Annotated in this window: 13 protein-coding genes and 4 tRNA genes; 3 read left to right on the forward strand and 14 right to left on the reverse strand. The window is 40.5% G+C overall.

Annotated elements, in window-relative coordinates:
• Positions 1-2 precede the first annotated feature (2 nt).
• Positions 3-797 carry a diadenylate cyclase CdaA gene (gene cdaA / locus B2107_RS18110; protein ID WP_209578522.1) on the reverse strand — a complete coding sequence of 265 codons (795 nt, stop codon included), beginning with the start codon at positions 795-797 and terminating at the stop codon, positions 3-5.
• 60 nt (positions 798-857) lie between these two features.
• Between cdaA and B2107_RS18115 the strand changes: the two genes are divergently transcribed.
• On the forward strand, positions 858-1,574 hold the full coding sequence (locus B2107_RS18115; protein ID WP_293957151.1) for a pyridoxine 5'-phosphate synthase: 717 nt from the start codon (positions 858-860) through the stop codon (positions 1,572-1,574).
• Between the two features lie 128 nt (positions 1,575-1,702).
• Here B2107_RS18115 and lepB read toward each other — a convergent pair whose 3' ends face one another.
• The 5 genes from lepB to B2107_RS18140 form a co-directional block, all read right to left on the reverse strand.
• Positions 1,703-3,271 carry a signal peptidase I gene (lepB, locus tag B2107_RS18120; RefSeq protein ID WP_293957153.1) on the reverse strand — a complete coding sequence of 523 codons (1,569 nt, stop codon included), beginning with the start codon at positions 3,269-3,271 and terminating at the stop codon, positions 1,703-1,705.
• A 16-nt stretch (positions 3,272-3,287) separates the two neighbouring features.
• Positions 3,288-4,031 (reverse strand): 4-hydroxy-tetrahydrodipicolinate reductase, encoded by a 744-nt coding sequence (dapB, locus tag B2107_RS18125; RefSeq protein WP_293957154.1) that lies wholly within the window; start codon positions 4,029-4,031, stop codon positions 3,288-3,290.
• A gap of 182 nt (positions 4,032-4,213) precedes the next feature.
• Positions 4,214-4,936, reverse strand: coding sequence for a DUF5683 domain-containing protein (locus B2107_RS18130; protein ID WP_293957155.1), 723 nt, complete (start codon positions 4,934-4,936; stop codon positions 4,214-4,216).
• A gap of 1 nt (position 4,937) precedes the next feature.
• Positions 4,938-5,873: a ParB/RepB/Spo0J family partition protein gene (locus B2107_RS18135; protein ID WP_293957156.1), complete on the reverse strand. Its 936-nt coding sequence runs from the start codon at positions 5,871-5,873 to the stop codon at positions 4,938-4,940.
• Between the two features lies 1 nt (position 5,874).
• Entirely contained in the window at positions 5,875-6,672 is a 798-nt protein-coding gene (locus B2107_RS18140) for a ParA family protein (protein ID WP_209578516.1), read from the reverse strand.
• Positions 6,673-6,898: 226 nt separating this feature from the next.
• Between B2107_RS18140 and B2107_RS18145 the strand changes: the two genes are divergently transcribed.
• A complete protein-coding gene (locus tag B2107_RS18145) occupies positions 6,899-7,420 on the forward strand; it encodes an NADPH-dependent FMN reductase (RefSeq protein ID WP_293957157.1) in 522 nt (173 codons plus the stop codon).
• Between the two features lie 81 nt (positions 7,421-7,501).
• Here the strand turns inward: B2107_RS18145 and B2107_RS18150 are convergent, their stop codons facing one another.
• Positions 7,502-10,447 (reverse strand): M16 family metallopeptidase, encoded by a 2,946-nt coding sequence (locus B2107_RS18150; RefSeq protein ID WP_293957158.1) that lies wholly within the window; start codon positions 10,445-10,447, stop codon positions 7,502-7,504.
• 262 nt (positions 10,448-10,709) lie between these two features.
• Between B2107_RS18150 and B2107_RS18155 the strand changes: the two genes are divergently transcribed.
• Positions 10,710-11,891, forward strand: a complete 1,182-nt coding sequence (locus B2107_RS18155) for an acyloxyacyl hydrolase (RefSeq protein ID WP_293957159.1) — start codon at positions 10,710-10,712, stop codon at positions 11,889-11,891.
• A 118-nt stretch (positions 11,892-12,009) separates the two neighbouring features.
• Here B2107_RS18155 and B2107_RS18160 read toward each other — a convergent pair.
• The 7 genes from B2107_RS18160 to B2107_RS18190 all read right to left on the reverse strand — a co-directional run bounded on the left by B2107_RS18160 (position 12,010) and on the right by B2107_RS18190 (position 17,104).
• Positions 12,010-12,084: transfer RNA gene (locus B2107_RS18160), tRNA-Val, on the reverse strand.
• 34 nt (positions 12,085-12,118) lie between these two features.
• Positions 12,119-12,193: transfer RNA gene (locus tag B2107_RS18165), tRNA-Val, on the reverse strand.
• 9 nt (positions 12,194-12,202) lie between these two features.
• A tRNA-Val gene (locus B2107_RS18170) sits at positions 12,203-12,280 on the reverse strand.
• 9 nt (positions 12,281-12,289) lie between these two features.
• Positions 12,290-12,367: transfer RNA gene (locus tag B2107_RS18175), tRNA-Val, on the reverse strand.
• Between the two features lie 130 nt (positions 12,368-12,497).
• A complete protein-coding gene (locus B2107_RS18180) occupies positions 12,498-14,567 on the reverse strand; it encodes a putative porin (RefSeq protein ID WP_293957160.1) in 2,070 nt (689 codons plus the stop codon).
• Positions 14,568-14,679: 112 nt separating this feature from the next.
• Positions 14,680-15,495 (reverse strand): purine-nucleoside phosphorylase, encoded by an 816-nt coding sequence (locus B2107_RS18185; RefSeq protein WP_293957161.1) that lies wholly within the window; start codon positions 15,493-15,495, stop codon positions 14,680-14,682.
• A 118-nt stretch (positions 15,496-15,613) separates the two neighbouring features.
• Positions 15,614-17,104 carry a sodium:solute symporter gene (locus tag B2107_RS18190; RefSeq protein WP_293957162.1) on the reverse strand — a complete coding sequence of 497 codons (1,491 nt, stop codon included), beginning with the start codon at positions 17,102-17,104 and terminating at the stop codon, positions 15,614-15,616.
• Positions 17,105-17,118: the final 14 nt, after the last annotated feature.

Here is a 17,118-nt window from a genome sequence, read left to right on the forward strand (position 1 = left end):
TTTTACAACTCATCTTTCAGTAGCTGCTCAAGTTCCTCCGGCGAAACGTTCATATTGACATTTCCATCTTTCGCAAAAGATATCTCACCAGTCTCTTCCGAGACAATCACAGCAATAGCGTCGGAGACTTCCGTTACACCAATTGCCGCCCGATGTCTTAATCCAAACTGCAAGGGCAGATCCTCACTATCCGACAAAGGCAATACACACGATGCTGTCATAATCTTAAAATCGACAATAACGACCGCACCATCATGCAAGGGACTATTTTTATGAAAAATACTTTCAATCAAGCGCTTGGAAATATGAGCATCGATATATTCACCACTACTTTGGTAATACTCCTCATCAAAATATTTTGAAAAAACCAACAACGCCCCGGTGCGCGTACGCGACATACTTCTACAGGCTTCAATAACAGGTCTTAAATCATCCGTCAGATCCTTTTGTATAGCCTTCTTATTCCCGATAAACGACCAAAAAACCTTTTTTCGCTTCATCGATATATTCTTCCCAACATGCAGCAAAAACCGCCTGATTTCTTGCTGGAATACGACAATTAACGCAATCGAACCCACCGATATAAAACCGCCGAATATTTCTGTCAACAACCGCATATGCATCTGCTTGACGACAATATAAACGCCATAAAACAATGCGACGCCAATCAGGATATTAACAGCAATGGTTCCCCTAATCAAACTATAAATGTAGTAGATAATAATCGCTACCAATATAATATCAATAACGTCCAAGAGGCGAAAGCCGCTAAATAGGCTATAGTCGATTCCATCCATACATGCAAGTTAAAAAAAAATAGATATTATTTGTATTTTTACAACACAACATACAGCAAAATGACTAGACTTTCAGTAAATATCAATAAAATCGCAACGCTCAGAAATTCTAGAGGTGGGAATAATCCTAATCTAGTCTCAGCGGCATTGGCCTGTGAGCGTTTTGGGGCTCAGGGAATCACTGTTCACCCCAGACCAGATGAGAGACATATCCGCTATCAGGATGTATTTGACTTAAAAGAAGCAATTCAGACTGAGCTGAATATTGAAGGAAATTGCCAGGAGCAGAAATTTATTGACCTTGTATTGGCCAATAAACCAGCACAGGTTACATTAGTGCCTGATACCGAAGGTCAATTAACCTCCAATCATGGCTGGGATACCATTAAGAACAAAGCATATCTAAAAGATATGTGCAAATTGTTTAAAGATGCAGGGATACGTGTTTCTATTTTCGTTGATCCTGTCGAAGAAATGGTAGAGGCTGCTGCAGAAACAGGAACAGATCGCATTGAGCTTTATACAGAAGGGTTTGCAACGGAGTATGGTTTCGATAAAGAAACTGCTATAAAGCCCTATTTCAAGGCAGCCTTAAAGGCACGTGAAGTCGGATTAGGACTGAATGCAGGCCATGACCTGGACCTCAACAATCTGCAATATTTCAATCAGCATATTCCGGAACTGTTGGAAGTAAGCATAGGCCATGCACTTATCTCTGATGCGCTGTATTTAGGATTAGAGGAAACGATCAAACGTTACCTCACCTGTTTGAAGTAGTACAACTTTCGGCAAAGACAGAAACCTATAATTAGTAAGCACAAGTTATTTCAGAAAAAAGGGCTTTCGTTAAGAAAGCCCTTTTTATTACCTTCATATCATAAGGCTAGCATGTTGATTTGCTCCGATTAATGAATGCCCTTAAAGATTCGATTCCAACGAATTTTCGAGAGTCCTGTGCCAATATCGTCCCAGCTCATCCAGGTAAATAAAGCCTTTCCAACAATATGGTCCTCGGGAACAAATCCCCAACCTCTTGAATCAAGGGAATTATGGCGATTGTCACCCATCATCCAAAAGTAATCCATTTTAAATGTATAGTGATCTGCTTTGACATCATTGATATAGATTCCATCCGCGCGCTTTTCAAGTTTATTGTTCTCATACACGCGGATAGCTCTTTCATAAATTGGTAAAGTCTGCTCATTTAAAGCAACTGACCAACCTTTTTTCGGAATTAAAATCGGTCCAAAATTATCAAAATTCCATTTGTATTGTGGATCGTACGGATAAGCACCTTCACCAACTGGGCTCCTTCTTATCTCTTTGACATTCGACCAGGATTTCACAATGGCCAGCTCATCTTGAGTCATGAACAACTGATATACACCAGGCTGCTGATCGCCACCTATTGCTTCAATTCTCAACTCCTTTAGCCTTTCCATATCTAATGGTGTACCATCCGTTAATACCAGATAATCCAATTGACTTTCAGGAGGATCAAATCCCGGTTGATCATTCACAAAAAGTTTGGCATCTTTCATGGAAATCTTATCCCCTGGCAATCCCACACAACGTTTAATATAGTTCTCACGCTTATCAATCGGCCTTGCCTGAATCGTAAACTGCGAATTCACGGTCTGCCAGCCATACGCTCGAACAAGATCATAATAACTTGCATTTTGGTTTTCGAGCGCGACAGTGTCACCAGCGGGAAAATTAAAGACGACCACATCATTGCGCTCAATCTTCTGAAATCCAGGCAGACGTTTATAAGGAAGTTCAATCAATTCTGAATATGCTTTCCCTCCTGTAATGGGCATGGTATGATGCGCAAAAGGAAAAGCAATCGGCGTATTAGGAATACGTGGCCCATAATTTAACTTGCTGACAAATAGGAAATCGCCAACCAACAAGGTACGTTCCATAGATCCTGTTGGAATCATATAAGCTTCGATCAGAAAACCACGAATAAGCGATGCTGCGACAGTGGCAAATACAATAGCGTCAGCCCATTCGCGTACCATGGACTTTTTGTATGGATATTTAATTTTATACTCTTTATACGATTCAAGGGCTATTTCGGCACGTTTCTCCTCGGTCAGTTCAATACCTTCCTGCGTAGCTGCCTTTAAATTTTTTGCATATAAACCATTCAAAAAACGCACATTATTATCCTTTGCCCACATGGGCAGCACAATAAAAGGCACTAAAACTGCAGCCGCATTTTCCCAAAAACGACGCTTCCCAAAACAATGAATAAAATCAAGATAAAGATTATAGAAAATAAAGACATTGACAATTGGAACAAGCAATAATATTACCCACCATAGCGGTTTCCCCATCAATTTTGCCTGAATATACTGGCTGTAAAAAGGAACGATCGCTTCCCAGCCTTTTCTGCCAGCTTTAACATACAATTGCCACAACCCATATCCCGATATTGCTGTTAAAACCGCAAATATAATTAAGCCCATAAACTACTAATTAGTACTATTTATTAAAATCAAAAATCTCTGTAACTTGATAAAAGCCTTTTTTACCATTCAACCATTCCGCGGCAACAACAGCACCCAAAGCAAAGCCATCGCGGCTATGTGCAGTATGCTTAAATTCTATCTGGTCAACCTCCGAACTATAAAGTACCGTATGTGTTCCCGGAACCTCTTCAATGCGATGACTTTCAATCAATAGCTCTTGGGGCTTTGGAATAATTTCATCTTGCTCGCCAACAACAGTATTCACCCAGTTGGTCTTCACATCACTATTGTCCAATATCCCTTCAGCAATGGTAATTGCCGTACCGCTCGGCGCATCCAGTTTGTGAATATGGTGAATCTCCTCGACTTGAACATCATATTGCTTGTAGGGTTGTAATGCCTTTGCCAACATGCGATTGATATGAAAAAAAACGTTCACACCGATAGAAAAGTTAGACCCATACAAAATCGAACCTCCAAACGCCAGACACTTCGCCTTAACATCTTCCAATTGATCATACCAGCCCGTTGTCCCTACCACAATAGGTACTCCTGCTTCCAGACAAAGATTCATATTATCCAATGCTGCAGAAGGCACACTAAAGTCTATCGCGACATCAGCTCCTCTCATGTCATCAGCAGTCAGGTTAGGACGATTATGTTCATCCACAACTAAAAAAATTTGATGGCCTCTTTTCAGTGCGTATCTTTCGATAATCTGCCCCATTTTGCCATATCCCAAGAGAATGATGTTCATATATTCAGAAAAAAGTATAGTTTATTTTTAAAATTAAAAAATTTCAATGAAATACCCCTATTTAAAAACCATAATCCCTGATCTTAGAGACCCTGTAAAACTAATATTACTGAAATTCAAAGTATACCATCCGTCATCAACAGTCATTTTAGATCGAAATATGAGGTCGAAGAAATCAGATTTTAATTGAATTTCATGGTCAATTTAAGTCCAACAGTGGGTTTAAACGAATAAGTTCCCGACGCGAGACTGGCATCCATTAGAGTCGGTCCAATTAAGAAAGCAGTCTTTTTAGGCTTATCATCACCAATGCTCCAACGATATTTAAGCATCGAGTCGATATAGGCTTCGGCAACGTTAAGGCCATACACACCCAAAGTAAGAAGCACCATGAGATCGCGATCTCGCCGCGCATTATCTTTTGCACGAATGATAGACTGCTCGGAAACGTTGAGATAATATGGGTCTATTGGCCTTCCAAGAGCCTTATCTTGCAACACCCCCAACAATTCTTTATAATAGCGGTTATTAAAATCAAAAACAAGCACCGTTGTCAATAGCCCCCCATAAATTGCAGGGACCTTTATCCACCAAACGCCTCCATTTGTATATTGCCCCCATCCAGGAAGAATCAAAGAACGTTTCCAGGCTTGCTTATTTTTTGCTTCAATCGCCAAGCGGGTCGAATCTTTGAACACCACCTTCTCCTTTGCCTTAGCTTCCTCTTTCTCCCGCTTTTTACGTTCTTTCCTAGATTCCTTCTTTACAGTATCCTGTACCGCTTTTTGCTTTATGCTATCTATTTTTACAGGTGTTACCTGTTTCTTCGCAATGGAATCCACCGTCTGACCATGCACTATCGACAGCACAAACACGGCAACGATCAAGCTTATTAATTTGGCCATATTACCAATCTAATAATTCTAGAATGCGACTTAAATCATCTTCTGATTCAAAAGGAATTTCGATGGCACCTTTCCCTTTGGTACTCTTGAGATTCAATTTGACACGCGAAGAAAATTTAGATGCCAGGTCATCTTCAATTTTCTGCAGTTGAAAAGACATCGGAGCCTTATCCTTTGCCGCCTTTTTCTTACCACCTTTTTGTAGTTCACGTACCAGTTCTTCGGCTTTGCGAACAGACAAACCTTGATCAATAATCAACTTAAAGATATACAGCTGCTTATCAACTTCAGGAATATTAATCAATGCGCGAGCATGTCCCATGGTCAAAGCACCATCCCGTATTGCCGCTTGAATGACAGGCGGAAGTTTCAATAAACGTAGATAATTTGTAACAGTAGAACGGTTTTTGCTCACACGCTCTCCCAGCTCTTCCTGCTTTAAATTACACTCCTCTATCATACGCTGAAAACTCAAGGCGACTTCAATCGCATTTAAGTTCTCCCGCTGGATATTTTCAATCAAAGCCATTTCCAGCATCTGCTGGTCATTAGCTGTACGGATATATGCTGGAATTTCGGTAATGCCAGCCAAACGAGACGCACGGAGACGACGCTCGCCAGAAATCAATTGATAATTACCATCCGAAATTTTACGTACGGTGATGGGTTGAATTAAACCCTGTAGACGAATAGATTCCGACAGTTCCTGTAAGGCAACCGGGTCAAATTCTGTTCTCGGTTGAAAAGGATTGACAGCTATTTCCTCTACACGGACATGGCTAATACTGCCATTCTCTTTCGTTGTCTTTACAGCAGTGGGTGTTACTTGAGGAGCCTCTTCCACTTGCTGATTACTTTTAGCAGGAACTTCTACACTATCGTTTAATAGCGCACCTAAACCTCTTCCCAGTCCTGTTTTACGCTGATGTGCTGCCATATTATGCGGTTACTGTTTTATTCATTTCACTAAGATGCCCGTTTTTCTGTAAGATCTCACGCGCCAAATTCAAATAATTGATTGCCCCTTTACATGACGCATCATGCATGATGACAGAAATTCCAAAACTTGGAGCTTCGCTCAAACGGGTATTCCGCTGAATAATCGTATCAAAAACCAAATCCGTGAAATGTGTTTTTACTTCCTCGACCACCTGATTCGATAGCCGCAAACGGACATCGTACATGGTTAACAAAATGCCTTCAATCTCCAAGCTCGTATTTAAACGATTTTGAACGATCTTAATCGTGTTTAATAATTTACCAAGACCCTCTAAAGCAAAGTATTCGCATTGCACAGGAATGATGACAGAGTCCGAAGCAGACAGTGCATTGATTGTAATTAAGCCCAAAGAAGGCGAACAGTCAATGATAATAAAATCATAATCGTGTTTCACCTGATCCAAGATTTTTTTCATCTTGTACTCCCTTTCATGCATATTGATCATCTCAATTTCTGCCCCAACCAAATCGATATGAGCAGGCAAAAGGTCTAAATTTGGCGTTTCTGTCGATTGGATAGCCTCACGGGGATCCAAATCATTTACCAAACATTCATATACACTTGCGGTGATTGTACGAGGGTCAAAGCCAATCCCAGAAGTAGAGTTTGCTTGAGGATCTGCATCCACTAACAATGTTTTATATTCTAAAACCGCCAAACTTGCCGCCAAATTAATTGACGTCGTGGTTTTTCCGACCCCACCCTTTTGATTTGCAATTGCAATTACTTTTCCCATCTGAATGAAAATCTTTCTTAATTAAAATGTCATTTTATCCCACATTTCACTTTTTTGAAGATCAATTTGCCAAAATCTCTATCCGCAACTCAAATTAACAGAACAAGTTCAGCATATTTCGTACTTTTGACGAAGCAAAAGCACATATCCTCAGGATGCTAAGATACAAAAAATCGAGATATGTATTCACTTTGAAATTGCGCTTTTTATAAGTACCAACAACACAATGATTTTAATAATATCCGGAACAAACCGCCCCAATAGCAAGACGTTAAAAATAGCAAAGTGCTACAAGCAAATACTTGATCGTAAGTCAATTGAAAGTGACATTTTTTCTTTGGAAGATCTACCAGCAAACATTTTAGAGACAGATCTTTATGGCAAAAGAAGCGCAGCATTCGAACCTATCCAAGAAAAGGTCAGTAAAGCTGAACTGTTTATCTTCATCGCCCCAGAATACAACGGAAGTATACCCGGAGCACTCAAGCTTTTTATCGACTGCTGCACATTTCCGATCAGCTTTTATCACAAGAAAGTTGCATTGGTCGGACTATCTTCTGGACGCTATGGCAACCTTCGTGGGATCGATCACCTCACTGGGATATGCCACTATTTAAGAATGCATGTGCTTCCCCTCAAGATTTTTATCCCCGGGGTTCAGAACGAATTGAATGATGACGGAGAATTATTCAAGGAAGATACACTGCAATTCATCAATGAGCAGATTGATGAAATGATCCGATTTTAATAACGGCTACCAAAAAAGAGGCCTTCAGTGATACTGAAGGCCTCTCTCAAATGTATAGGCACTATGCGAATAGCGGCTAAGCTAATACCCAAAAATCTCTTTTAGATTTAGCTTTTTAACTTCCCCTAATTTGGCGAGATCAGCTGGTTTAAGACTGTCTTCTTTCGCTACGACACAATAAACATAGGGCTTTTGGCTCATTTCCTTCTTATGAAAAGCATGCAGATTTTCATACGTCAATTTCGGTGCCTCTTCGTAAACAACTTTACGAATATCGGTTGCATTCCCCAGACGTTGTGCTGCCAAATAACTCCCTAAGATAGAAGCATTCAACACACGCTCACTGGCAATTGACTTTTCTAGACTAACTTTCGCGATATCCAGTCCTTTAGCACTTTCAGGCAATACATCCAACAACTCGTTCATGCCTTTAATCGCATCGTTAAACTTATCTGCCTGTGTGCCAACGTAAGCCCCTACCGTATAGCGATTGCCTTTTTTATACGGTTGTCCATAATAAGCGTAGGTGGAATATGCCAACGCTTTTGACTCACGGATAGTCTGAAAAACAATACTTCCCATGCCGCCGCCAAAATAATTATTAAACAACGAAACAGTAGGCGTCAGGGCACTGTCGTAAATTTCTGAACTTCTATACCAAAACACCTCAGCCTGTTTCATATCAAAATCAGCAAAAAGCACCTGATTCTTGGTTGTTGGCAACTCTTCAAACACAACTGCCTTTTTTGCCACTGTGTATGTTCCGGCACTTTGTTTTAAAGGCTTCGCTTTCGCTACAAATTCCGTAGCCGATAATGGACCAAAATAAAGCATCGTGTGCTTCATATTCGCCAAATCATGCAATACCTTTACCAGATCCTCCGCTTTTAAAGCGTCCAATTCAGCATCTGTAAAGACATTATTAAATGGATTTTTAGCGCCGTATTTAGCATAGGATTTTAAACCTTCCATGATTGCAGTCTTGCTTTCTTTGGCATTTGCTCGTGCCTTTTTTACACGGGAAATATACATTTTGAAAGCCTCCTCATCAACAATACAATTGCGCAACAAGTCTTGAATCAAGTTCAGTGTTGGTGTAAAGTTTGAATTTAAGCCCGAAATCGACACCATGGTTTCCTCATTACCTGCGGATACAGAGAAATCAGATGCCAATTGATAAAAATCTTTGCTGAACTGCTCACTTGACTTATCCTTTGTACCCAAAAATTCAAGATACCCCGCAGCTAAAGACAGTAACTTATTGCTCCATTTTCCGCCGTCAAAACGATAAGACAGTGAAAACAGCTCATTATCTGAGTTCTTTACGGCAAGCACGGGCAGTCCATTTGCAGTAGCTTTTTGAATAGCTTTGTCGTAATTTACCCATACCGGCTGGATTTTATCCTCGGGCATCGCTTCAACCCGCTTTAAGAAATCAGACTGGTCGTCGCGATTGACCGTTACAGGCGTAATCTCTGGTTTAACAACCTTAACCACACTATTGTCCACTCCCTTACGTTTATAAACGACAACATAATTATTGTCGTTCAGGTATTTGTTTGCAAAGTCCACCACATCTTGCTTGGTAATCTTATTCAACTCATCCGAATACCCCACAACAGCTGCCCAATCTTGACCAGAAGTAAAGGCATCCATCAATGATTCAGCACGGTCGCCATAGCTTTCGTTCTGTTTAATTTCATCTTTCTTTGCATTATTGACAATTGCCGTTATCAGATCATCCGAGAAATCACCTTTTCTCAATTTCGCCAATTCTTGCAACAGCAACTGCTTTACCTCTTCCAAGCGCTGTCCCTGACCTGGATTACCCTGTAGTAGCAGCAAGGAATAATCTTTTAATACGTAAGGAAAAGCACCGGCACCTAACAATTTTTGGTTCTTCACCAAATCCAGATCAATCAGACCCGCAGATCCGTTCGTTAAGATCTGACTCATCAAATTGAGCATGCGGGCATCCTTCGTTGCAGCACCTGGAAAACGGAATCCCATCAGCATAAACTCTGCATCCGGACCTTTGACCTCACGGACAACAGGTGTCAAAATCGGCTTTTCAGCATCAAAAGTGTAAGCAGGAATCTCTTTGGGCTGCATAAAAGCAAAGCTCTTATCCACTTTTTTAACGACCTCAGTGGGATCAAAATCACCCGACATAATGACCCCCATATTATTAGGGACATAATATGTATCAAAATACTCACGAATGGCCTTCAACGACGGATTTTTAAGATGCTCTACCGTCCCAATAGTGGTCTGTTTTCCATAATTATTATCAGGAAAAACAGCCGAAAACATCGATTCCACGGCCTTACGATTATCTTTATCCAGACTTATATTTTTCTCTTCATAAACAGCTTCAAGTTCGGTATGAAACAAGCGCAATACGGGATTTCTAAACCGTTCAGCTTGTACAGCGAGATACTTATCCAATACATTGCTAGGGATTTGTTCCTGATAAACAGTCTGTTCAAATGAAGTGAAAGCATTCGTTCCTTCTGCTCCCATGGACGCCATCAATTTATCGTACTCATTTGCTATCGCATATTTGGCAGCTTCTCCAGATACTTTATCGATCTCCCTATAAATCGCTTTCCGCTCAGCTTCGTCGGTCGTGCTATTGTATTTCTCATACAGCGCATCGATCTGATCCAATAGCGGTTTTTCCTTAGCCCAGTCTTTAGATCCAAATTTATCCGTTCCCTTGAATAGCATATGCTCCAGGTAATGCGCTAAACCCGTATGCTCTTTCGGATCGGTTTTACTACCTGCCTTTGTCGCAATGTAGGTTTGGATACGCGGTTCCTTTTTTGTGGGGCTCAATATCACCGTTAAGCCATTTTTTAACTTATAGAACCGAGAGTGAGTGGGGTCATTGGTTACGTACTTGTAGGTGTATCCCCCTTCAGATGCTTCTTTCCAATCGAATTTTGCACTTTGGGCAAACAAGGCAACCCCTGCTGTTGTTAGCACAAACGTAACAGCAGTTATTCTAAATAGGTTTCTAATCATATTTCCTTTTTCTTTTCAGCTCAAACTTAGATAAATTGCTTTTTATATGCAATACGATGAAACATATAACAGAAGATTATTTACCATTTTGATACTGTGAAAGTTAAGCGAGCCGATAATGCTTACTGCTCACGTAAGATACCTTGCTTAAAAATGGTATTTTTTAACCCATTTGTTCCCCAACGGTATAAATGGCTCTTGTTACAATGATATATCATGCTTACTTTTGCAAAAAATTAAAAAAACGCTAACGTTTTATTTCATGAAATCAAGAATGCTTGCTTTTGTGACCTTGGCCCTGCTCTCCTTTCGTACCATAGCCCAGGTTACACCCCGAACAGAAAATTCAACAGACACTTTACAAAGCCTTATCCCAGCCAAGAAAAGACTGATATTTCAACTTGAACATGAAAGTGGTGGCGAACTTAAATTTAATGAACGTTCCAAAGAAACACTAGCCGACTCCTACTATAACGGCTTAAATTTCAGAGTAGGCTTTCAGACCCAGTTTCAAGATTCGATAAAAAGCATTTACAATGAACTGTACAACTATCCGATCTACGGTATTGGTATCTATAGCAGCACCTTTGGACAGGAACATCTGGGCCAACCTTTTGCAGCATACGGCTTTGTGGCTATTCCCATTCGACCAAAAGTAAATTCGAGATGGAATTTCAATTATCGGATTGCCCTCGGTCTCTCCGGCAGATTCAACCCCTATAACGAAGAAGACAACCCTTTCAACCTCCTTATCGGCAGCAAAAACAACGTTTTTATTGATTTCGGAATCCAGGCCAACTATCGGTTAAACAAACATTTTCAGGTCGGTGCTGGCGCGGCATTTCACCACTTTAGCAATGGAGCACTGGCATTACCCAATACAGGGATAAATCTCGTCCCTTTGAGCTTATCCGTTTCGTATACACCAACAGACAAGCCATTTGATTATAGAAAAACGCGTATTCCCCCGATGGAGAAAACCGAAGAACTGCACTTCAATTATGCTTTTGGTTTCAAGCAGATCGACCGGGAGCATGATAGCCAATATTTTAAATCGATGTTGGGAGCATACTATAGCAGACATTTGGGCTACAAATGGCGGCTCGGCGCTGGAGTTGATGCATTCTATTCAGCCAGCGGGAATGATGAAAGAGTGGCGGGCGACAAAGCCGGCAAATTTTCAGCCTTATTTTCTTACGGGCCAGCGGTCTACATAGATCATGTCCTAAATTCGAGATTGTACATCAACGGAAATGTGGGGACCTACCTGCATCGCAACAAATTCAATGGCGAGAGCATGCCCATATACCTTAGAGTAGGTGTACGCTATAAAGTCTACAAAGATTTCTTTGCTGGCGTTTCTATTAAAGCCCACGGAGGTAAAGCAGACTTTATTGAATGGACGACAGGCTACGGCATTAAGCTAGGTAAAAAGAAGACCTAAAAATAAAATAACCACAGGAGATTCCCTAAGTAGACTAACTACCTTAAAGAGAATTTCGAAACTTTATAAGCAATTCAATGCATAAAAAAAAGCGTTCATGATGAACGCTTTTTTATTGTGGGGATTACTGGGTTCGAACCAGTGACCCCTACCTTGTCGAGGTAGTGCTCTAAACCAGCTGAGCTAAACCCCCTAACGAAAAAAAAGCACCAGTCAATGATGCTTTGTGGAGGCTACAGGATTCGAACCTGTGACCCTCTGCTTGTAAGGCAGATGCTCTGAACCAGCTGAGCTAAGCCTCCGTTTTGGATTGGTGGAGAATACTGGATTCGAACCAGTGACCCTCTGCTTGTAAGGCAGATGCTCTGAACCAGCTGAGCTAATTCTCCGACTTTGTATGGTGGAGGCTACAGGATTCGAACCTGTGACCCTCTGCTTGTAAGGCAGATGCTCTGAACCAGCTGAGCTAAGCCTCCATACTTTTTTAAAGAACGCCGTTCCCTAATTGCGTGTGCAAATATAGCTTAAAAATTCTATTCTCAAAATTATTTTATAAGAATTTATGCCTTAACGATCACAACAAGCTAAGAAACACCGAAATAATTTTTAGTCATAGAACTTCCACGAAATTCCAAACCTAAAGTTGGCGGTATTCATCGGATAGCGGCGCACCGTGTAGTATCCGTGTGGATAGAAGTTCTGGTTTAAAAAATTATAGCTCAAAAACATGTTTACCCGTTGTATGTTTGCTGTAATCCACAAATCCATAATTGGATAAGTCGAAAACTCGATTTGCTTATATGCATTGTAAAATTGCCCAGTACCAACCGAATAATTTGGATTTGCATAAGGTGTATTAAACTTCGCATCCAACCCAATACTGTAATCAATCACTTTATAGAAAAGATTGCTGTAGTACAAACTATGCCAAGTATACAATTCGGGAACCGCCAATACGTCTTGTTGATCTGTCTTTTGATAGACAACCAGGTTGTCTAAAGTAAAATGGTTCAATTTAAATTTTTGTCCGACCGTTACCTTCAATAAATTGGCCTTATCCAATTGGGTCGGAACAATCCATTTGTCATTTTTAGGATCGTCCTGCGGATTTGGCCGCTCTGCGAAATACGTATAATTATTCATCAGGAAATATTCGACCTTACCATGAAAACCAAGCATCGGATTAGCATATTGAAAACCGAGATTCTGAATTTTAGTATTTTTAAGATCCAAATCATTCCATTTTGCATACGTATAATTTAAATTCTCAAAAACCATCTCAGGGGATTTATTCTGTGAATACGCAGAAAGCGTCACCTTTCCGATTTTATCGCCCATCGCGATATCCGCTTTGGCATCATATAGAAAATCACCAAAATTGTGACCGAATACGATCTGATTGGCTTTCAAACTAAAATCAAGACGGTCGGAAAACTGATAGCCCAATTCGCCCTTTACGATGCCATTTTGGTAAAAGCGATCAAACGTGGTGCTATCCGGCAATTTATTAATTGCCTGCGGATAAGCCGCGCGGTTGTTATAATAGCGATTGGAATCGAGCTGGTTTTGCTCCACCCAGTTCATATCGTGTTGAAACGCCAGGTTTAATTTTGCCTCATTCTTAAATACGGACTTCCCGCGGAGGAAAAAGTTGTATTCAAACTCATTCGAAACATTCGTAATCAGGGTCTTATCATTATTTAACGCCAATGCTCTGTTGTTATAAGGCAACACTGCATACTGATCATCCGTATTCTTGAAGAAATTATAGGTTTGTCTTCTAATACGCGTATTGTGCGCCATGCTATTGGTAGGCCGAATCTCCATGGTGGGCTTACCTTTATCGATGGTATCCAATCGCCCCACATAAAGCGACTGTCTCAGAAAAAATGATTTATCCCACCATCTGGATCGAGGAATCACATTCTTGTCAGAATTGCCAAATTTAGGGTTAAAACGATTTGGAGCCTGTCTGTTTTCAGGTGCAAACGGGCGATCTTCGGTAATAGAACCGTTTTCCATGGCATCCAACCGGTTAAACACCGCATTGATCAACAGGTTATACCGATTATTTTTTGATTCGTACCACGAGGCAATCGAAGCCTTTAAATCGGAGTAATTCTGATTCAGGTAATAACCATCCGTTTTAGTTGAATGGAAATCCACATTCATATTCCATTGGGAATTGATATTTTGCGCTACCCGAGCCCTAAAGACCTGATCATTAAAGAAGAAACCCACCGCCGACAACTCAGAGTATCTGGCCCGAGCCCTAAAATATTGAACCGAATCAGGATTTAGCAAATAGCGCTCCAATGCGGTAAAACCCGACTGAAATCCAATGGTTTTTTTAGGCTGAAACAGCAGGTCGCGCGTAGCCAGACCATAAGAACCAAGGTTCACACTGGGATTCCAGGGTAAATTTTGCGGGTTATAATATTGGTAATTATGATGTGAAGTGTCAATCTGTCGTGTATAGGTACCTTTTTTTAGCATATCCAATGTTGCATATCGGATATACTTGGCCGATAGGATAACAGAATCCTTCTTTCCGTCCTCCTTGGCCCGCGCCGAATCCAATGCACTGCTCCAATCCTCTTTGCTCTGCGCAATGACATCCATGGAATAAATAAATAAAAAACACCATGCGGCAAGAATGCGTACAAACAACTTCATCTAAAATTATATAAAAACCAAAAAAGCTAAATTCACCGGAATGAACAAATTACCTTCAATACCCACCATTCCAACACCGTTACCTTGAAAAGATGACATATAAAAATGCAATTTATTGCAAAGCTATTAATTCTTTCAAAATTAATGTCATTTTAGGTTCTGCTTTCTCCGCAACTGCAACAATTTCCTGCAGGGATACAGGTTTAAGCTGTTCATGAAAGCCTTCATCCGTAACAACTGAAATGGCAAATACCGGCAGCCCCATATGATTGGCAACAATAACTTCCGGAACCGTACTCATACCGACCACATCCCCACCGATCAAACGCATATAGCGATACTCCGCTTTGGTTTCCAAATTGGGACCCGCAGAAGAAACATAAACAACTTTACGTGCAGTAATCATATGCTGGCTCGCAATTTCAAGTGCCTGTGCGATCATTTCTTGGTTATACGGCTCACTCATATCCGGGAATCGTGGGCCAAACTCAGCCAGATTTTGTCCGCGAAGTGGGTTGTCGGGCAATAAATTGATGTGATCTTCAATAATGCCAAGGTCACCTTTTTTTACTTCAGGATTTAGCGAACCGGCAGCATTGGAAACAAACAATTTTTTTATCCCCAACACCTTCATGATACGGATCGGAAATGTAATCTGCTGCATATCGTAACCTTCATAGTAATGCAGCCTCCCTTGCATGGCGACCACATTACGGCCACTCAGCTTGCCAAAAATAAGCTTACCAGAATGAAATTCAACAGTTGAAATAGGGAAATTAGGAATATTGGAATACATCAGCTGATACTCGACTTCAATCTCATCAACCAACTTACCTAATCCAGTACCTAGGATGATACCGAACTCTGGAGTAAAATCTCCAATTTTTCTACGGATAAATTCCGTAGTCTCATTTATGCTATGATACATACGTACAGAAAAACTAAGTATATCAAACTTAACTTAATTTTTCTGTACGTACAAATCAAATCAATACTTGTATTTACATCTTCTCACCAATGGAGAAACTTTTTATAGCCAAAATGTGTTAGTTGTGGGACAATGCTTTTTCGCTAGCTTTACCCGGCGTACTGATCAAAAGCATCACAAATGTGATGAAGCCATTAATGATAATCAGATCCAATCCGATAACATAAGGCGTATACACCTCGATAACATAGGTCTTAAGCAGAAATAATACTGTTGGCGAAAGGATACAGATGTAAGGTACCGCCTTATCCCGCACCGCATATTTTGTAAAAATCCCAAAAACAAATAAACCCAATAAAGGTCCATACGTATAGCTCGCCGCGGTAAAAATTGCATTGACGACCGAATCATCATTGATGAGCTTAAAGACCAGAATAACCAATAACATCACAATAGAAAAGCCAAAATGCACATAGTTACGCTGTTTGATCAAAGCTGGATCATTGGGGTTTTCCTTTTTATTGAAGTTCAAAAAGTCTACACAGAAAGAAGTCGTTAAGGCCGTTAGCGCACTATCCGTCGTTGCAAAAGTAGCAGCCGTTAACCCCATCATAAAGATGATAGCAGGAACGAGAGCCAAATGATTCAATGCAATTTCTGGATACAAATAATCACGCGTGGCCAACTGGGTGACATCAATACCGTTTTTAGCCGCATAGATATACAATAAAGCACCTACAGCCAAAAAGAAAATATTAATGACCACAAAAACGCTTGTAAAAGTGATCATATTCTTTTGCGCCTCTTTAATGGTCCCCATCGATAAGTTCTTTTGCATCAAATCCTGATCGAGCCCTGTCATCGCAATGGTCACAAAAATTCCTCCCAAGAATTGTTTCCAAAAATTTGCTTTACTGCCCACAAAATCATCCCAGAAAAAGATTTTGGAGTAGCTACTTTCTTTCACGGCCTCAAAAGTGTCTACAATACCAAAATCTAATCCTTTTGCCATAAAATAAATGGAAAGAATAACAGCAGTCACTAAGAAGGTAGTCTGTAGGGTATCTGTTACGATAATCGTCTTTAAACCGCCCTTATTGGTATACATCCAGATTAACACCAAACATATAACGACCGTAATCGCGAAAGGCACATTCCAGGCATCAAAAATAAAATGCTGTAATACGATGGCGACCAAATAAAGACGAAATGCAGAACCTATCGTTCGGGAAACCAAAAAGATAGCAGCACCTGTTTTATAAGTGGTGTACCCAAAACGCTCTTCCAAATACGTATAGATAGACGTCAGATTCATTCGATAGTAGAGCGGAAGCAATACATAGGCAATAATGACAAACCCCACTGCATTGCCAAGAACGAATTGGAAATAGCTGAATTCCGAAGCACCGACGGCACCGGGAACTGAAATAAAGGTTACGCCGGAGAGCGCGGTACCGATCATCCCAAAGGCAACCATATACCATTTAGAATTACGGTTTGCGACAAAAAAAGTAGAGTTATCAGAAGCTCCCTTTGAGGTAAAGTGCGCAACTGCGAGCAAAACCGCAAAATAGATTATTATAAAAGATAATAATATTACTGGTGACATAGTTTGTTTTTAAA

Origin of the sequence: Sphingobacterium sp. UBA7855 (assembly GCA_002500745.1) — a bacterium.
Lineage (GTDB): Bacteria > Bacteroidota > Bacteroidia > Sphingobacteriales > Sphingobacteriaceae > Sphingobacterium.